This is a genomic window from Chryseobacterium gotjawalense, assembly GCF_030012525.1.
In the GTDB taxonomy this organism is placed as follows: Bacteria; Bacteroidota; Bacteroidia; order Flavobacteriales; family Weeksellaceae; genus Kaistella; species Kaistella gotjawalense.
The window spans coordinates 1,514,543-1,532,805 of record NZ_CP124855.1 but is presented as its reverse complement, the minus strand read 5'-3'; the positions used below and the strand labels follow the sequence as shown (position 1 = coordinate 1,532,805).

The window sequence follows — 18,263 nt, the reverse complement described above, 5'->3', positions numbered from 1 at the left end:
ATCCGTTTTGTGGTTTCAAAATGGATGTTTTTTATTCTGAATCTATGATTTTGCGATTGATTTTAATTTTTCGTTCCCCAAGGCGCACCTGGTGCTTCAATCGTTTTAGTCAAATCAAATCGTACGGTGAACAAACGGTCGCTTCCGACTCTGCGAAGGTTATAAGTGAAGCTTTCACCATCAACAGTAAACCACCAAACGTTAGTAGCCGCTTTTGGTAACATTGCGGTGGTGTGTGCATCAGCAGGAAACATTTGAAGATTCTCCAGACCGACATTTGAACTTGTGCCACCATATTGCGTTACTTTTTCCGGTGTCCCGTCGGGATTGCGGTGATCGTGTTTTAAACTTAAAATTTTGTCGGGATTCATATGCAAAACCCATGTTCGGGATTTATCGTCACCTACGAAAAATGAAATTTTAATCTCTTTTTTTTCGCATGACCGAACGTGCATTACCAGTTTTTTTCCGGTAAATCCATCGCCTTCAGCACCTCCAGAAATTATTTCCCCTTCATACGCTTTTCCACAATGTGCTGCTAATTGTGTCCAGAATTTTTCGGACGTGGTTTGTTCCTGCGCCAGGAAATTGATGGGAAGTAAGAGTGCGAAATAGAGAAGTGTTTTCATGTTTTCGTTTTTAATAATAGGTTCTTTAATAAAAAGGTAAACATACAAAAAATCCCCTGAAGATTAAGGTTCAAGGGATTTGTTGAAAAGTATCTACAGTTTGTCTTTTTCCAAATATTCGGAGTTTTTTATAATGACCGCCAATAAAAACAAATGCTTTATTTAGGTTTTTGAAAGAATTTAATCCAAATGCAAATTATCAATTAGTCGGACTGTACCAACATTTACGACGATAAAGGCGCGGTATTTTTTGTCTTTGTAAAAGAAATCGGTTTGTTTTAAAGTTTTTTCATCAGCGATTTCAAAATATTCCAGAGTCATTCCGCGCTGGTCATCGAAAATATCTTTCACGCGTTTATTTATTTCAGCAACAGTAATGATCCGGAACCAGTCATTTACTTTTAGCAGAGTATCATGAATGACTTTGGCTGCATCTCTTTGAATAGGGTTCAGTCTTTCATTTCGCGAACTCATGGCGAGACCGTTTTCTTCACGGTAAATTGGCACACCGTGGATTTTCACAGGAAGATGCAATTGCTCTACCAGTTTTTCGATAATAGCCAATTGCTGATAATCTTTTTCTCCGAAGTAGGCATTGTCTGGTTTTACCTGTCTCAAAAGTTCTTCCACTACGGTTCCTACCCCGTCAAAATGTCCGGGACGAAACTTGCCTTCCATTTCATTTTCCAGACCATCGAAATCATAGGATTTACTTTTTAGTCCTTCGGGATACAGATCGACAACTTCGGGGAGATACAAGGCATCAACGATTCCTGTATTTTTCAGTAGCGCAATATCCCGATCGGTATCTCGCGGATATTTTGTTAAATCCTCAGGATTATTAAATTGTGTAGGATTTACGAAAATGGAAGAAATAACCAGATCGTTTTCTGTGGCGGCTATTTTGTATAATGAAAGATGGCCACCGTGCAATGCGCCCATTGTAGGAGCAAACCCGATTCTTTTGCCCATTTCTTTCTGCCGTTCGACATAATCTATAAGTGTTTTTTTGTCTCTGAAAATTTCCATAATTAATTAGAATATCCTTGTAAAAATAACAAATTCCGGCAAAAGGGGAGGTAAATTTTTGCGATTTTTTTCGAAGACTTGCAGTTATTTTAGGTAATAATCTTAATTAATGTTAATTAAAAATTATTACATTAAAATTTCGTAAATTTGCGTTGTAGAATATTCTGCCCAAAAATTTAGAAGAAAGTTAGAATTTATGCCGAACCAAAAGATTTTATATGTAACCACGGAGATGTCTCCTTATCAGGAAGATAACAATATGGCGACAATGGTGAGTAAGATGGCACTCAAAATGCACCAAGACGGAAATGATGTGAGAGTGTTTATGCCAAAATTTGGCCAGATCAGCGAAAGAAAATTTCAATTGCATGAGGTAATTCGTCTATCCGGAATGAATATTATTATTAATGATTTGGATCAACCCCTCATTATTAAGGTAGCATCTTTGCCGGGAGAGAGATTGCAGGTTTATTTCATCGACAATGAGGAGTATTTTAAGAGAAAGCAATTCTACATCGACGATAAAGGACAGCCTTTCACCGATAATGATGAACGGGCAATTTTCTTTGCCAGAGGAGTGATTGAAACCATCAAGAAACTTAACTGGGTGCCGGATGTGATTCACCTGAATGGATGGATGGCCTCTTTTATACCTGTTTATTTAAAGACTTTTTACAAAAATGATTCTTATTTTAATGATTCCAAAATAGTTCTTTCCGTTTATAATGAGGATAATATGGCATTATCTGAGTCTGTGGAAGAAAAAATGAAATTCGACAATATTACCGGCCTAAAAGCGTTTAAGAATCCAAGTTTTCAGAGTTTTGTTATCGAAAGTATCGATATGGTTGATTTAGTAATAAAAGGTGATGAATTCCTGGAAGAGGATCTTAACAAAGCTTTTACCGATACTAAAACGGCCAAATCAGAATATATAGACGCTGATTCAATCAACAAGTTATACTAAATCAATTTATATTTAATGATAAGAAATATCCAAGAATTATTCAAAATTACTGCAACATTAGTAATTGGGAGTTTAATTTTAGTGAATTGTGAACCGGATGCAGATCAATTAGGTTCACAATTTTTTCAAGACGGAGCGAAAGGGAAAGAAGTATCTTACCCGATTATCGCTTATAATTCCAATAATCACGATTCAATAAGAACTGATGCGGCGCGATTGCAAAGTGCAACCTTGGGTGCTTTTTCGGAGTCTCAATTTGGAATGCAGAAATCTGCATACGTTTCTCAGGTTAGGCTATCTGGAGCAAATCCCGATTTCGGAACCAATGCAAAACTTGATTCAGCAGTGTTGGTAATTAAGCCACAGTATGCTGCAGATTCTGTGACTACAGTGACCAATGATAAATATATTTATCCGGAAGGGGCTGTACCGGCAAAAAAAGTTGTCAGTACCTACCCAGTCATTAAATATGGTAATACCAAAATTGGTGGAAAAACGCTTTTGAACTTTAAGGTTTATGAAGTTACCGACTTTTTGGGCGCAAATACTGATGTTGTTTATTCTAACAAAGTTGTGAATACGGGAGCGCAGATTGGTGCAAAAACTTTTGACGGAAATGTTCATTCTGTTAAAGTGACCAAAACGGGTGATGATACGGTATTGTTTGAAAGAAGTGCTGCACTAAGAATCCCTTTAGACAGTGCTTTTTTTGCGAATAAGATTATTAATAAAGCATCTTCGCCGGAGCTTTCTGATGCAGCTTCATTTATAAGATATTTTAAAGGGATTAAAGTTTCTGTTGATGAAAACAATGGCTATCTTTTTAATTTTGATCCTACTACCACAGAACTTAATCTTTATTACAAAAATGATAAAGTTGCCAATGGAGTAACCACTAGAGAGCAGTCGGTGTACATGATGAATATGGGAGGTTCTAATGCGTATTTTAATCAAATTGCTTTCAACCGTACAGGAACACCTTCTGCAACTGGTTTAGCAACATCAAACCAAATAACCGGTGATGCGAAGCTTTTTGCGCAGGGAATGGGAGGTCCAGGAATTGGCCTTCGGGTTCCAGCTGCAGATGTTGCAAATATCAGAACTTTATTTAACAGTAATAAGATTGGTATTATCTCAGCTAAAATCCGTATTTATACAGACCAAAGTTGGACTAATGCTTATAAAAAACCTGATAATTTTGTTGTAAGACAAAGAAATTTAAATCCTAAACCAGGTGAGAAAGAATATCTTGACAATTATTTGATTGATATGAGTACTTTAGCAGGTACTGGAATTTATAATTTGGTAAAAGCTTATGATTTGCAAAAAACTCCTGCGCATTATGATATCGGAATTACACAGACTTTCAAAGATATTATTGAAAAACAAGAGCCTAACTATGACCTAATTATAAACGTAGGTTCCTACACAACAGATACCGCTGGTAGTTTACTGGGTGCCATATATTCGTCTTTAGGATCTCAGAATTTTAATACCAGAAGTTATACTCCTAACAGAGCAGTATTTGAAGGTACAGATACAAATCTTGCTAATCCTGTAAGTGATAAAAGTGCAAGATTGATCCTGACTTACGGACAAAAACAATAATTAGAAAAACAATAACTAAAAAAATAAGATATTATATGTGTGGAATTGTAGGATATACTGGTTTTCAAGATGCTTATGAAGTAGTAATTAATGGGCTTCGCAGATTAGAGTATAGAGGATACGACAGTGCGGGAATTGTACTCGAAAATAGTAATTCAGTTTTTAGTGTTTCAAAGACGAAAGGAAAAGTAGATGATCTGGTTGCTATTTCAGGAAATTTAGCAGGTACTGCACATATAGGAATGGGGCATACCCGATGGGCAACGCACGGGGTTCCAAGTGACAGAAACTCACATCCACATCTTTCAAATAATGGTAAAATCGCTTTGGTTCATAATGGGATTATCGAAAACTATGATACCCTGAAAATTATGCTGACCGAGAAAGGATTTACTTTTCACTCAGAAACAGATACAGAAGTACTGGTGAATCTCATTCAGTACATTATGGATATTAATGAAGAAATGGATTTCCCTACGGCAGTTCGTTATGCTTTGAATGAAGTTTTCGGCGCATATGCAATTACGGTAATGCACGAAGATTTTCCGGGAGTATTGGTGGTTGCCAGATTAGGTTCTCCTTTAGCCATCGGTTTAGGAAATAATGAATATTTCATTGCCTCAGATGCTTCTCCTTTTGTTGAATTTACAAAAGAGGCCGTTTATTTGGAAGAAGGGCACATGGCTACTATTTCTTTAGAAAACGGGGTTGACATCAGAAATATTAAAGATAATGTAAAGATTACCCCAGAAGTTCAGCAATTAAAATTGAGTTTGGAGCAGATTGAAAAAGGAGGTTATGAACATTTCATGTTAAAAGAAATTTTCGAGCAGCCAAAATCGATTCACGATACTTTAAGAGGCAGATTGCTGGTAGAAGAAGGAATCATCAAGATGGCCGGAATCTGGGATAACCTGGAAAGATTAAACCAAGCTCAGAAAATCACCATTATCGCCTGTGGAACATCTTGGCATGCCGGTCTTATCGGAGAATATTTAATCGAGGAGTTTGCAAGAATTCCTGTAGAAGTAGAATATGCTTCAGAATTTAGATATAGAAATCCAATTATTTCTGAAAAAGATATCGTGATTGCGATTTCTCAGTCAGGTGAAACTGCCGATACGATGGCTGCTATAAAAATGGCTAAAGAGAAAGGTGCTTTCGTGTACGGAATTTGTAATGTCGTAGATTCCTCTATTTCGAGAGTTACTGATGCAGGATCTTATACGCACGCCGGACCGGAAATAGGTGTTGCTTCAACAAAAGCATTTACTGCCCAGTTGACAGTTCTTTCTTTGATTGCTTTAAAATTAGGGAAGCACAACGGACATTTAAGCAACCAGGAGTTCATGAGATTAATCACTGAACTGGATACCATTCCGCAAAAAGTTCAGGAAGTTTTAGATACCACCCACGAAATTACAAAGGAAATCGCAAAGAACTTTGTTGATGCCCAAAATTTCCTTTATTTAGGAAGAGGATATAATTTCCCTGCAGCGCTGGAAGGAGCTTTGAAGTTAAAAGAGATTTCTTACATTCACGCAGAAGGATATCCTGCTGCCGAAATGAAGCATGGTCCAATCGCATTGATTGATGAAAATATGCCAATCGTTATTATAGCACCGAAAAAAGGGCATTATGACAAAATTGTGAGCAACGTTCAGGAAATTAAAGCCAGAAAAGGAAAAGTTATTGCAGTGGTGAATAAAGGCGACACACAAGTTGCTTCTGTGGCAGATTACGTAATTGAATTCCCGGAAACTTCAGAATGTTTCTCTCCAATTATCGCTTCTGTGCCTTTACAACTATTAGCGTATTATATTGCAGTGTACCGCGGAGCCAATGTTGACCAACCGAGAAACCTTGCAAAATCAGTTACTGTTGAATAAAAAGTAAACGATTGTAAAATAATACAGACATTTTTACGTTTTTGAAAAAAAATCATAAATGTTTTTTCAAAAAATTATATATTTACCGCTTAATTTCAATTATTAGAATGAAAAGAGTATTCCTTATATTATTATCAGCTACTGTAGTAATCTCGTGTTCAAAAAGCGGGGGAAGCTCCGCCGGCAAGGGAGGATCCAAAGGAGAGTTGATACCAAGAAACAAAGCAAAATCCTTTGTTTCAGAAAGACCTTACGGTATGGTGGCAATTCCTGCCGGATCTTATGTGATGGGTTTAGCTGATCAGGATTTTACCAATACTCCAGAAAAGGCAACGCTTAAAACGGTTACTGTTTCTTCGTTCTTTATGGATGAAACCGAAATCACCAACGCCGAGTATAGAGTTTTCATTAATTATGTACGGGACAGTGTTGTGCGTTCTTTATTAGCTGAAGCAGCTGGCGACGGTTCAGGAGCAGGGATTGGTAATTTTGCCTACGCTTCTAAAAAAGCAGGTACTACTCCCAATGCTTACCAGGAATTCATGGAGTCCCAAGGGGGAAGAGATGGTTATGACGAGTCTAAAAAATTAGATTGGAGCGTTCCGCTGAAATGGAGAACTTCGGATTATCCGGATGCTCAATATGCTGAGATTTTAGAATCAGTATACCTCCCACCGGCAGAAAGAATCAATAATGAGAGAATTATCGATACCAGAAAATTGAAGTATTCTTATAAATGGGAAGATATTGAGTCTGCAGTTAAAGATAAATCGAGAGGTGCTAAATACTTGAAAAAAGAAAGCATCGCCGTTTATCCCGATACTACGGTTTGGTTAAAGGATTTTAATTATGCCTATAACGAACCTCTGTATGATGGCTATTTTTGGCACAGTGCTTATAAAAATTATCCTGTAGTCGGAGTAACCTGGGATCAGGCAAGAGCGTTTTGTAATTTCAAATCAAAGTTAAAATCAGATTATAACGAATCTTTGAAAAAGAAAAAGCAAAAAGCAATGTCATTCCGTCTTCCAACTGAAGCTGAATGGGAATATGCTGCCAGAGGAGGTAAAGAGAACGCAACCTATCCTTGGGGTGGGCCTTATCTGCAAGATGACAGAGGATGTTATTTGGCAAACTTCAAACCGAAAAGAGGTAATTATATCGAAGACGAAAAGAAAGGAACCTACACTTATACGGCTCCTGTAAAGAAATTCCCTAAAAATGGATTTGGGCTTTATGATATGGCAGGAAACGTTGCAGAATGGACGGAGTCTCCTTACAATAATTCAACCTACCAGTTTGCTTCTACCCTGAACCCTTATTTGTCAAATCAAGCATACAGAGAACCTCGAAAAACAGTACGTGGTGGATCTTGGAAAGATATTGGTTATTTGTTAATGACTGGATCTAGAGATTACGAGAGAAAAGATTCTGCAAGAAGTTATATTGGTTTTAGAACAGTTCAGGATATTCCTGAGGGAACAGCTAAGTACAAGAAAAGAACAAATTAAAAAAACAAAAAACAGTTAATAACTACTAATAAAATTCATAACCATGTTTAAAACTAAAGAAGCAACTTACAATTTCATCTATTCATTTGGAGCTGCAATCGTAATTTTAGGAGCACTTTTCAAAATGACTCACTGGAGTATCGGACCGATTTCTGGAAACGTGACCCTTGCCGCTGGTCTTATCACGGAGGCAATTATCTTTGTTATTTTTGCATTCGATGCTCCTAAAACTGAAGAATCTTATGCTTGGGAAAACGTGTATCCGGAGCTTTTAGATAGCCATGCTACGCCAAATCCAAAACATTCTACCGGTGCAATGCAATTGGCAGAAGTGAAAGAACTGGAAGTTTCTTTGTCTGATAAATTAGACAAAATGCTTGCTGATGCTAAATTGGATGTAAACTTATTTGACCGTTTAAGAACAGGAATCGAAAAATTCTCAAGTTCTGTAGATCAAATTAATCAAACAGTGGATGTTGGTGGTTCTACGGCAAAATATAACGATCAGCTGATGTTGGCTGCAAGTCATCTTGAAAGCATGAATGCATTATATGCACTCCAGTTGGAACACGGAAAAACACAAACTGAATATAGCAAAAAATATGTCGAAGACATGCAGAAATCAGCTTTACATTCAGAGAAATTTAACGAAGAATTATCAGGATTAACTTCTAACCTTAACAGTCTTAATAGAGTTTACGGCGGAATGCTTAGCGCAATGAAATCATAGTTTCCTTACCATTTATATTTAAAATTTAAACTATTAACAAAATTTATTAAAATGGCACAAGGAAAACAGACACCCCGTCAGAAGATGATCAACTTGATGTATTTGGTTTTCATTGCGATGCTTGCAATGCAGATTGATCAGGAAATCATCAGATCATATAAAGACACGACCGGTTCTTTGGAAGAAACCAGGGTGTTGACGGAGAGTAACAATGCGATATTTAAAAAGACTCTCGAAGTAAAAGCTGAAAAATCTCCAGAAACATTTACTACACCTCTGAATAACTATAAAGGACTGGAAGCGAAAGCTGAAGATTTAGTGGGATCCATCGAACAGTTAAAAAGAGATCTAAGTAAAGATGCAGAATACGACACCAAGAATGAAATTCAGGAAAGTTTTGCAGCGCTAAATAATACCGAACCTTCTACCAATATGTTTTTTGCTGGAGGCGATGAAACAAAACCATCAAAAATAGCTCTTGATTTAAAAGCAAAGATTGATGATTTCAGAACTTATGTAAACCAGACTTTTGGCTCCAATCCGTTGATGAAAGAATTGGTGAACAGAACCAATAAGCAGATGATTTCTGAGTTTGATAAACCTAAAAACAGTAAGAATTTCCTTCAATATAAATTTTATAACCAGCCTTTAATTGCTGCCTTATCGAATTTAGAAGTAATCCAGTCTTCCGCAAGAGGAATTCAGGGTGATGCTTTATCGGTAATGCTTCAGGAAAAAGTGGACGCAGATATTAAGTTTGATGCTTACTCTGCGATTGTTTCCGCACCGGCAACTGTTATTCAGGGAGAACCTGCACAGGGTAAAGTCGCTATTGGAAACTATTCCAGCAATGTTCCGGGATTATCGATGCCTGGTTTGACGATTGAAAATGGTCAGGGAGTTAAGAATTTAGAGACAAGTACATTAGGTGAAAAAACCTTTAGTGGGGAAATTTCATTTACTGACGTAAAAGGCAAAGTAATTCCTTTAAAATACAACCATACTTATAAAGTAATCGCAGGTGCACAGGAATTGAAAGCACAGAAAGGAGCACTTGTAACTGCTGATAAAATGAATGTGCTATACCGTGGATTGCCGAATCCAATTTCAGGATCGATCTTAGGAGCAGATATGTCAGGAATTTCTTTATCTGCACCGGGAGCATCTGTAAGCGGAGGCGGAGGAAAATGGACCGTTACACCTGGAGGCGGAAGCACGGTGACCTTAACCATTTCAGGACGTGATCCGAAAGGTGGTGTTATTTCACAGGCGTTCCCTTTCAGAATTAAAAGTGTGCCGGCACCGGTCGGAGAAATTCAGGGGAACTATGTGGTTTCGATGCCTGCAAGTTCAATTCCGAACCAAAAAGTTTCTGTAGTAATGCCGGACTTCGATTTCCCGGTAAGTTTTACCGTAAACAGTTTCATGTTTAGAGTACCTGGAAAAGCAGGAATGTTGATTAATGGAAACTCACTGAGTTCTGTAGCTAATCTCACGAAAAATCTTCGTAATGGGGATATTGCGTATGTATATAATATTAATGCAACAGCGACTGGCCTTGGTGGACAAACCTTAAAACAGATTCCTCCGGTAGTAATAAACGTACAATAATTACGTTAATGATTTGATAGTACATCTTATCATTAGTATAAATAATTTAGAATGAAAAAATTCATATTGATAGTGCTTGCTTTGAGTTTTAGCGCAGTTGGAGCACAAACCAAGAAAAAACCACAAAAGAAAGCTACGCCTAAAAAGACGGTTGCTGCAAAACCAATTGTGCAGGCGGAACCTGTGGTACAAGAGCCTGCTGAATATCAGGGTGGAGCAGTAGAGGATACACCGATTAATTCAATGTCTATATTAAATGCGAAATCTCCCGAATCCTTTAGAAAATATAGAGATTTGAACTTAATCAAGCAGGGTGACTCTATGGTTTCTAATAAAATCACTCCTTTAGATTATGGATTTATTGAAGATAAAGACGTTTTGAAGAGTATGGTAGTTTGGGAAATCATCGATATGAATGATAAGATTAATCAGCCTTTTTATCATAACGAAGATGGATTAGTCTCGGAAAATAAGTCACTCTATCAGCTTTTGTTCGATGCCATTAATGACGGTAGAATCAAAGAAGTGTATGACGATGAAATGTTCCAGACAAGACTTAGACCAGATGCAATTCAGTCCCGTATTAAAAACGAGGTGATGAGCAACGCAGGAATTGACCGGATTAATGAAGCCGGTAAATTGACTGCCGAGGAAATGAAGGAGTACACCAACGTGTATGAAACCAAAACTGAAAATGTAAAGGTTTTAAAAATTAAAGGAATGTGGTATATCGACCGTAGAGATAGCCAGATGAAATACAGATTACTAGGGATTGCAGCGATGGGTCAGGATCCTTCATTGATGGGGCAGTTTGGCCCGGATGGTCAGCCGCTTGCTTCTAAGGATGAACTGATTGACTTGTTTTGGGTGTATTATCCCGATGCAAGGAATGTTTTGGCGAACGCTGTGGCTTTTAACAATAAAAATCTTTCTTCTGATATTTCTTTTGATGATTTATTAAATGCAAGAAGATTCTCCAGCATTATCTATAAATCAGATAATGGTTTAGGAAATGGGATCATCAAGGATTATATCCCGAATGATGCCGACGAACAGTTAGAAGAAAGCGAAAGAATCAAAGCGCAAATCCTGCAAATGGAAAGCGACATGTGGAATTATTAATCAATTCCTTTGAAGATAAACAAAAACCTGAGTACCTTTACTCAGGTTTTTTTTAGAACTTATACTGAGTTCAAAAATCCCTTTTTATCAATTAAATTATCAATGAAAAATGTAGATTATATTATCGTTGGCGACGGCTACGCTGCTTTCTTTTTTGCCCATCAGTTAATTCTTCATCAAAAATCTTTTGTTTTGTTTTCGGCAGATAAAAAAGGAGCTTCTCAGGTTTCCGCAGGAATTGTGAATCCTTTGGTGTTAAAGAAATTTACCACATTTTGGCTGGCTGCGGAGCAAATAGAATTTTTGACCAAAACAGTTTCGGAAATTGAAACTTATACCGGCGAAAATTATTTAATTCAAGAAAAAATCCACCGTATTTTTCATGATGAAAGAGAAAAGGATTTATGGTTAATGAAAACGGAAACCGATGAATTGAAACCCTTTCTAAATCCAGATTTTGAAACACTGGAAATCATTATAAATCCATTTGGAACCGGCGAGGTAAATCATTCCGCCCGTTTGGATGTTAACGGTTTTTTCAAAGGAATCTCGGCCTATTTACAAGAGCGTGAAATGGTAGTAAAGCAAAAGTTTGATTATTCTAAAATTGAAGGCTCAACTTATGAAGGATTTACTTTTAAAAATATTGTCTTTTGTGAAGGAATGGGCGTGAGAAAAAACCCGTTTTTTACCGATATTCAGGTGATTGCAAATAAAGGTCATCATTTAAAAGTGAAACTATCAGAAAAATTGAAACATCAGTATACTTTAAAGAAAAAGCATTTTCTGTTTCCTTTAAATAATGATATTTACTATTACGGAGGAACTTATGATCCCAACGAACGGGAAAATGAAATCGATGACTTTAAAACTGAAGAGTTGAAAGAAGGACTTTCTGCTTTCTATCCGCATGATTTTGAAGTCCAAGAAGTGAATTACGGTTTTCGTCCGACAGTAAAAGACCGCCGGCCGATTATCGGAAATCTTCCTGACCACCAAAATTATTATATTTTTAACGGTTTGGGAGCGAGAGGTATTCTCAATGGTTGTTACTTTTCTAAAGAATTGTATGAGCACATCGAAAATGGCCACGAATTAATGAAAGAAGTTGATTTAAAACGATTTAATAAATAAATTTAAAGATCAGAAATGAAAAACGCCGCAGTAATTGCAGCGTTTTTTATTGGTAGGAAGTTTCCTGTAATTTTCATCTAACATCTAACATCTAACATCTAACATCTAACATCTAACATCTAACATCCAGCTCCTAACTTCTGATCCATTTCCAAAGTTCTTTCGCGGTCGCTTTGTTTCCGTACATTAAAATGCCCACGCGGTACACTTTTGCAGCAATATAAATCATTAATAAAGTGGAAACTAAAAGCAAGGAAGCGGAAAGTATAATTTGCCAAACCGGCACTCCAAAAGGAATCCTTGCAATCATCGCAACCGGTGAAGTAAACGGAATCATGGACAACCAAAAACCAAGCGGACCTTCGGGATTATTCATGATCGTGAAACTTCCGTACATTCCCACCATTAGCGGAATGATGGCAAACATGGTAAACTGTTGGGTTTCTGTCTCGTTATCAACTGCAGAACCAATTGCCGCATACATCGAGCTGTAGAAAATATAGCCGAGTAAAAAGAACACGATAAATACGCTGATGATCAACGCAACATTCATGTCTAAAAGAATATGGGAAACTTCTCCGGCGATTTGCTGAAAGTCGAATTTCTGCATCATTTCCGCCGATTGTTCACCGCCTGGAATCTGATTTTTCATCGCAGCAATTCCTGTATTTAGAAATAAAGCTCCGATTACAGACATCGTAATCCAAATGCAGAATTGCGTTAATGCAACTAAAGTTACGCCCAGAATTTTTCCCATCATCAACTCAAATGGTTTTACTGACGAAATGATGATTTCTACGACGCGGTTGTTTTTTTCTTCTAAAACACTGCGCATGACCCGAACTCCATAGATGATGATGAACATAAAAACGGCGTACATGAGAACCATCGCTAAACCGGATTTTACGCCGAACGATAAATCATTATCAGAACTTTTATTGTCCACTACGTTTTGAGTATTCAGTTCAAAATTTGCATCCAGATTTTTCATCTGGTTTTCAGAAATGCCCAGGGTTTTTATTTTTTCTTTCCTTATAATTTGAGCGAGGTCCGATGCTACTTTTGTTTTGGTGTCAAAACCTATTTTCTTATTAATTAATAACTTAGAGTCTTTTTGTAACTCGTCGTAATTTTGATTTTTTAATTCCGGAATAATCAGTAAACCTTCAATGCCATCCATATCTTTCAAAGTTGCTACTAATGATTTCTCATTTACAGCAGGCACAAATACATATTTAATTTTATCGGTACTTTTCAGATTTCCTACAAAAAGTCCGCTTTTGTCAACCACGTTGAAGGTGCTTGTGCTTTCATTTGCCTTAAACATAAAACCAATCAATGCGGCAAAACCAATCATCAGAACCGGTGCTAAAAGCGTCAAAATAACAAAAGATTTTTTCTTAACCTGCGTCAGATATTCTCTTTTGGTAATCAGGAATATATTTTTCATAAATATTTTTAATTAAAGTTTTAGGCCGGATTATAAAGAGAATTCCGGTTTTTCAGTCCCACTTACCGCATTGATGAAGACTTCGTTCATGCTCGGAATTTTTTCATCAAACGAACGGATTTTTCCAACTTTCATCAGTTCGTTCAGTAACAGATTTTGATCTTTATCATTTTTCAAATCGAATGACACCAGTTGATTCTCTGTGGAATAATTCTGGATTTCAAACTGACTGTTAAATTGGGTAAATCTTTCCTGATCCACTTCAGCTAAAGTAACATTGAAAATATTTTTCTTGAACTGTTCTCTGACATCAAATACTTTTCCGTCTAAAACTTTTCTTGACTGGTTGATCAGTGCTACATAATCACACATTTCCTCCACACTTTCCATGCGGTGAGTAGATAAGATAATGGTAGTTCCGTTCTTTTTTAAATTAAGGATTTGATCTTTAATCAGATTGGCATTTACCGGATCGAAACCCGAAAAAGGTTCATCCAGTATCAATAATTTCGGCCGGTGCAAAACCGTTACCACAAACTGAATTTTCTGTGCCATTCCTTTCGAAAGTTCACTCAGTTTTTTCTTCCACCATTGGTCGATTTCCAATTGTTCAAACCAATATTTAGCTTCTTTTAATGCGTCATTTTTGGTCATTCCTTTCAGTTCCCCGAAATATAAAAGTTGGTCGCCAACGGTCATGTTTTTATACAAACCACGTTCTTCCGGCATATAACCGATTTGTCGGATATGGTCAGGATTCAGTTTTTGTTTATTGATATAAACGTTGCCGGAATCGGCTTGTGTAATCTGATTGATGATTCTGATGAAAGTAGTCTTTCCCGCACCGTTCGGACCTAAAAGTCCGTAAATACTTGCTTCCGGAACATCTATGGAGAAATCCTCTAGCGCCAGTTTTTTACCTGCGTTATAGGTTTTAGTTACGTTTTCTGCTTTGAGCATCGAAATAATTTTAAATGATTAGTCCTTTAAATAAGGCAAAAGTTACGGAAATTAAGGCAATTTTTTAAGAGCCGTCTCATCCTAAAGACGAGATGCTTTCACTGCCGCTTTTTACCGCTTTTCGCAACCGCTAAATGTCATCTGGAAAATCTGGAAAAAGAGCTCAAACATGCTGTACAATCAGGGCTGTGTAGAAGCTTTGGTGTAATTCCGTAATCGGATGTTTGAGTGAAAAGTAAGAAAACAGGTGTTTGTTCAAATACTCAATAATTCAACTACTCAATAATAACCTAAACACTGAATTACAAACTTGGCTCTTTTTACTTTTACCTTGGCTCTTTAAGATTAATTCACAAAATCGAAATTCCTGTAAAAAGCATCCGCTTCAGCGATCACAGCATCCATTTCTTCTAAAGTGAAAACCTCTAGAAATTTACGGCGGAAATCTTTAAAATGTGGAATACCACGGAAATAATTGCTGTAATGTTGGCGCATTTCTATCAGTCCTAGCCGTTCGCCTTTCCAGTCTTTGCTCCATTTAGCGTGTTGTCTTACGGCCTCTAATCTTTGAGTAATAGTTGGTTCGGGCAAAATTTCTCCAGTTTTGAAAAAATGTTTTACCTCATTAAAAATCCAGGGATAACCGATCGCGCCACGGCCGATCATTATTCCATCACAGTCGAATTTATTTTTATATTCCCACGCTTTTTGCGCAGAATCAATATCACCATTCCCAAAAATTGGGATTTCGATATTCGGGTTATTTTTTACGGCATGAATGTAATTCCAATCCGCTTCTCCTTTGTACATTTGAGCGCGTGTTCTTGCATGAATCGTTAAAGCTTTTACTCCCGCATCCTGCAATCTTTCTGCAACTTCCATAATGTTGATGCTTTCTGTATCCCAACCTAGCCGGGTTTTTACAGTCACGGGAAGATGGGTAGAATTTACAACAGCTTTGGTCAATCTGATCATCAGATCGATATCTTTCAAAACGCCGGCACCAGCTCCTTTACAAACTACCTTTTTTACCGGACAGCCAAAATTAATATCGACGAGATCAGGATTTACAGCTTCTACAATTTTTGCTGAAAGTGACATCGCTTCTTCATCGCCACCGAAAATCTGAATTCCAACGGGTCTTTCGTAATCGAAAATATCGAGCTTCTTCATGCTTTTCATCGCATCGCGAATTAATCCTTCGGAAGAAATAAATTCTGAATACATCAAGTCTGCACCGTGCATTTTACATAACTTTCGAAATGGTGGATCCGAAACATCTTCCATCGGTGCAAGCAACAACGGGAATTCGGGCAGTTCTATATTTCCGATTTTTATCATGGTGCAAAGATATTAATTATGAGAGGAAAAACGAAAGCCGTTTGTTATAAAAAAATAGACCTCAGCTGAAGTCTATTTTGTTTCTTTTTACTTTAATCAAAGTCGTGATGGGTATCGTCTTTCGAGTTTTTATAAACGAACCACATTCCGATGGTTAAGCCGATGACTCCGGCAACAGCAGTCATCAGGGCACGTTCTATTTTATCTGGTTCCGTATTTCCGATATAATTAAACAGGAATAAGATGATGAAGGTCAATACGGCAATAACCGCAAATTTTGTGCTTTTTATATTCATGATTATAATTTATAGCCGATCATTATTCCGCCTCGGTACGGAATCCATTCGCCGCTTTTGTCCCAGCGGCGGCCATCGTCATCATATCGGATTCCCAATTCTTTGTGATAACCTCTATAAAAACCCTGCGAATTACCGGCTCCTAGATACAAATCCATATTCCACCGGTCACTTAACTGAAACTGATATCCAACTGTTGCGCCTAAAATAATAGCAAAACCTTCTTGGTAAAGATCTTTGTTGTTATAAATTGGTGACTCGGGAGTATATTGAAAAATACCGTCGCCCCAATAATTATATTTTTGAATGATAAAACGAGCACCGGAAATATTAGCGCCTACGTAAAAATGTTTGAAAGCTTCGTCAAAATAGTATCTTCCGTCGAAACCTATCATATAAACCTGGGCATATTTCCCCATAAATGATTTCCAGGGGGAAATAAAAATATCGGCTTGCAGCGTTACCTTTTCTTTTAATTGATATTCCACGCCTGCATTTAACATTCCCAGCGGAAGAAAAAGAGCATTTCCTTTAAGATAGATGTTTTTAGAAGTTTGATGGTTTTGGTTTTGAGCCTTACTCAGAAGACCAATTAAGAGGACGAACAGTAGAATTGTTTTTTTCAAAATCACTAGATTATTTTAAATTTTCTAAAAGTTGGGTAGCTGCAGAAGAATCTTTTCCTTGTTGCTGTGCCAAATTTTTAGCTATTTCGGCATATATTTTTGCATTCTCTTTCTTTCCTGTTTTTTGGTAGATTTTGGCAAGAATATAAGTGTTTTCTGCATTTTCAGATTTCATTACCGATTTTTCTGCCCATTCTTCAGCTTTTTTTAATGACGTTTTATTGTCCACATGCTCACTGAAAATCCACGCTGCTTTCAATAATTCTTCAGGATCGAAATCATCTGCATTTTTATAATAAATTAAGGCCGCTTTTTCATATTCCTTAAAATTGCCAACATTGGGATAATAAATAATTTTCATTCTGTTCAACGCAGTTTCGGCTTCTGCTTTTCCTACCAATGGAACTGCGTTTTTGTAAAAATAATCATCATTAATAATTCCTGAATTTTGATCCAGGGAACTTTCCATTACTTTGGAAATTTTAATATTCACATCAAACTGGTTGTAAATATCTTCTGACATTTCTTTAACGATATTTGCTTTTCTATCTTTAAAAACCTGGTAATTTGGATCACTGGGAGATTTCAGAAAATACAGCAACATTCCAATATCATCTCTCGTTAATTCCTGATCTTTCTTAACTTTAAAATAACGCTCGGAAACTTTCTTTGCCAACTCATAATCACTTTGTGCATTTTGGCGCATCATATTTAAGAGAAACGCAGGATCACTTTCCCCTTTTTCGAAAAGTTGTTTGGGATTACTGTTTACTAATAAAGGATTATTGGCTTCTTTCGCAATTGCAATGAAATCTTCTTCGCCCATATAGCCGTAGTTTTTCATCACCACTTCGCCATCACCATTTAGAAATAGAAAAGAAGGATAAGAGCGGACTTGATATTTTAAGGCGATATCCCGGCCTTCTCCTTTTTCCATGTCGAATCTCGCATTAATGAAATTGGCATTGTAATATGCTTTTACGGCGGGAAGCGTGAAAATGTTTTTCTCCATTAATTTACAGGGTCCACACCAGGAAGCGTAAGCATCCATAAAGACCAGTTTTTTTTCGCGTTTTGCTTTTGCTAAAACTTCTTTAAAGCTGGTGTTTTCAAAATTAATCGACTCTTGAGAAAATGATATCAAGAAAATAAGTAAGAAAAGGAAGGTAAGCGTTTTTTTCATTTTAATAAAATTCGATGCGAAGTTAATTATAATATTATAAAATGGAGTTAAAATAGAAGCTGAATTAAAGTAATCTGAGCATTTGAGTTAAAAAGTGCAGGACAAAAGATTTTGATTTTCAGTGATGTAACTGAAATTTAATTCAAATAAAATGAAAAAACTCCGGAAATTCCGAAG

The 18,263-nt window shown here is 36.9% G+C and carries 16 protein-coding genes; 8 read left to right on the top strand and 8 right to left on the bottom strand.

What is annotated here, in order from left to right:
- Positions 1-62 precede the first annotated feature (62 nt).
- Positions 63-629, bottom strand: coding sequence for a hypothetical protein (locus tag QGN23_RS07070; protein ID WP_282906281.1), 567 nt, complete (start codon positions 627-629; stop codon positions 63-65).
- 180 nt (positions 630-809) lie between these two features.
- Positions 810-1,658 carry a pantoate--beta-alanine ligase gene (gene panC, locus QGN23_RS07065; protein WP_282906280.1) on the bottom strand — a complete coding sequence of 283 codons (849 nt, stop codon included), beginning with the start codon at positions 1,656-1,658 and terminating at the stop codon, positions 810-812.
- Between the two features lie 196 nt (positions 1,659-1,854).
- Here panC and QGN23_RS07060 point away from each other — a divergent pair, with 196 nt between their 5' ends.
- The 8 genes from QGN23_RS07060 (at position 1,855) to QGN23_RS07025 (ending at position 12,230) form a co-directional block, all read left to right on the top strand.
- Positions 1,855-2,625 (top strand): glycogen/starch synthase, encoded by a 771-nt coding sequence (locus QGN23_RS07060; RefSeq protein ID WP_133438707.1) that lies wholly within the window; start codon positions 1,855-1,857, stop codon positions 2,623-2,625.
- A 15-nt stretch (positions 2,626-2,640) separates the two neighbouring features.
- Complete coding sequence (locus QGN23_RS07055) at positions 2,641-4,233, top strand: DUF4270 family protein (protein WP_282906279.1); 1,593 nt, start codon at positions 2,641-2,643, stop codon at positions 4,231-4,233.
- A 35-nt stretch (positions 4,234-4,268) separates the two neighbouring features.
- Positions 4,269-6,122: a glutamine--fructose-6-phosphate transaminase (isomerizing) gene (glmS, locus tag QGN23_RS07050; RefSeq protein ID WP_282906278.1), complete on the top strand. Its 1,854-nt coding sequence runs from the start codon at positions 4,269-4,271 to the stop codon at positions 6,120-6,122.
- A gap of 107 nt (positions 6,123-6,229) precedes the next feature.
- Positions 6,230-7,633, top strand: coding sequence for a T9SS ring complex lipoprotein PorK/GldK (porK, locus tag QGN23_RS07045; protein WP_282906277.1), 1,404 nt, complete (start codon positions 6,230-6,232; stop codon positions 7,631-7,633).
- A 43-nt stretch (positions 7,634-7,676) separates the two neighbouring features.
- Positions 7,677-8,363 carry a type IX secretion system motor protein PorL/GldL gene (porL, locus tag QGN23_RS07040; RefSeq protein WP_282906276.1) on the top strand — a complete coding sequence of 229 codons (687 nt, stop codon included), beginning with the start codon at positions 7,677-7,679 and terminating at the stop codon, positions 8,361-8,363.
- A gap of 51 nt (positions 8,364-8,414) precedes the next feature.
- A complete protein-coding gene (gene porM, locus QGN23_RS07035) occupies positions 8,415-9,974 on the top strand; it encodes a type IX secretion system motor protein PorM/GldM (RefSeq protein WP_282906275.1) in 1,560 nt (519 codons plus the stop codon).
- A 243-nt stretch (positions 9,975-10,217) separates the two neighbouring features.
- Positions 10,218-11,096, top strand: coding sequence for a type IX secretion system ring subunit PorN/GldN (gene porN, locus QGN23_RS07030; protein ID WP_282906379.1), 879 nt, complete (start codon positions 10,218-10,220; stop codon positions 11,094-11,096).
- Between the two features lie 102 nt (positions 11,097-11,198).
- Positions 11,199-12,230 (top strand): NAD(P)/FAD-dependent oxidoreductase, encoded by a 1,032-nt coding sequence (locus tag QGN23_RS07025; protein WP_282906274.1) that lies wholly within the window; start codon positions 11,199-11,201, stop codon positions 12,228-12,230.
- 133 nt (positions 12,231-12,363) lie between these two features.
- Here QGN23_RS07025 and QGN23_RS07020 read toward each other — a convergent pair whose 3' ends face one another.
- The 6 genes from QGN23_RS07020 to QGN23_RS06995 form a co-directional block, all read right to left on the bottom strand.
- Positions 12,364-13,680 (bottom strand): ABC transporter permease, encoded by a 1,317-nt coding sequence (locus QGN23_RS07020; RefSeq protein WP_282906273.1) that lies wholly within the window; start codon positions 13,678-13,680, stop codon positions 12,364-12,366.
- A 30-nt stretch (positions 13,681-13,710) separates the two neighbouring features.
- On the bottom strand, positions 13,711-14,640 hold the full coding sequence (locus tag QGN23_RS07015) for an ABC transporter ATP-binding protein (protein ID WP_133438698.1): 930 nt from the start codon (positions 14,638-14,640) through the stop codon (positions 13,711-13,713).
- Positions 14,641-14,985: 345 nt separating this feature from the next.
- Positions 14,986-15,981, bottom strand: a complete 996-nt coding sequence (gene dusB, locus QGN23_RS07010) for a tRNA dihydrouridine synthase DusB (protein WP_282906272.1) — start codon at positions 15,979-15,981, stop codon at positions 14,986-14,988.
- Positions 15,982-16,073: 92 nt separating this feature from the next.
- Complete coding sequence (locus QGN23_RS07005) at positions 16,074-16,277, bottom strand: hypothetical protein (protein WP_282906271.1); 204 nt, start codon at positions 16,275-16,277, stop codon at positions 16,074-16,076.
- A 2-nt stretch (positions 16,278-16,279) separates the two neighbouring features.
- Positions 16,280-16,909 (bottom strand): DUF3575 domain-containing protein, encoded by a 630-nt coding sequence (locus QGN23_RS07000; protein ID WP_396127347.1) that lies wholly within the window; start codon positions 16,907-16,909, stop codon positions 16,280-16,282.
- Between the two features lie 4 nt (positions 16,910-16,913).
- Complete coding sequence (locus QGN23_RS06995) at positions 16,914-18,086, bottom strand: thioredoxin family protein (RefSeq protein WP_282906269.1); 1,173 nt, start codon at positions 18,084-18,086, stop codon at positions 16,914-16,916.
- Positions 18,087-18,263: the final 177 nt, after the last annotated feature.

Excerpts from the sequence above, each read along its gene's own strand:
- porN (WP_282906379.1), top strand. The coding sequence starts at position 10,218 with ATGTCTATATTAAATGCGAAATCTCCCGAATCCTTTAGAAAATATAGA.
- QGN23_RS07055 (WP_282906279.1), top strand. The coding sequence starts at position 2,641 with ATGATAAGAAATATCCAAGAATTATTCAAAATTACTGCAACATTAGTA.
- porK (WP_282906277.1), top strand. The coding sequence starts at position 6,230 with ATGAAAAGAGTATTCCTTATATTATTATCAGCTACTGTAGTAATCTCG.
- dusB (WP_282906272.1), bottom strand. The coding sequence starts at position 15,981 with ATGATAAAAATCGGAAATATAGAACTGCCCGAATTCCCGTTGTTGCTT.
- QGN23_RS07070 (WP_282906281.1), bottom strand. The coding sequence starts at position 629 with ATGAAAACACTTCTCTATTTCGCACTCTTACTTCCCATCAATTTCCTG.
- QGN23_RS07060 (WP_133438707.1), top strand. The coding sequence starts at position 1,855 with ATGCCGAACCAAAAGATTTTATATGTAACCACGGAGATGTCTCCTTAT.
- porL (WP_282906276.1), top strand. The coding sequence starts at position 7,677 with ATGTTTAAAACTAAAGAAGCAACTTACAATTTCATCTATTCATTTGGA.
- QGN23_RS07020 (WP_282906273.1), bottom strand. The coding sequence starts at position 13,680 with ATGAAAAATATATTCCTGATTACCAAAAGAGAATATCTGACGCAGGTT.
- QGN23_RS06995 (WP_282906269.1), bottom strand. The coding sequence starts at position 18,086 with ATGAAAAAAACGCTTACCTTCCTTTTCTTACTTATTTTCTTGATATCA.
- QGN23_RS07025 (WP_282906274.1), top strand. The coding sequence starts at position 11,199 with ATGAAAAATGTAGATTATATTATCGTTGGCGACGGCTACGCTGCTTTC.
- porM (WP_282906275.1), top strand. The coding sequence starts at position 8,415 with ATGGCACAAGGAAAACAGACACCCCGTCAGAAGATGATCAACTTGATG.
- glmS (WP_282906278.1), top strand. The coding sequence starts at position 4,269 with ATGTGTGGAATTGTAGGATATACTGGTTTTCAAGATGCTTATGAAGTA.
- QGN23_RS07005 (WP_282906271.1), bottom strand. The coding sequence starts at position 16,277 with ATGAATATAAAAAGCACAAAATTTGCGGTTATTGCCGTATTGACCTTC.
- panC (WP_282906280.1), bottom strand. The coding sequence starts at position 1,658 with ATGGAAATTTTCAGAGACAAAAAAACACTTATAGATTATGTCGAACGG.
- QGN23_RS07015 (WP_133438698.1), bottom strand. The coding sequence starts at position 14,640 with ATGCTCAAAGCAGAAAACGTAACTAAAACCTATAACGCAGGTAAAAAA.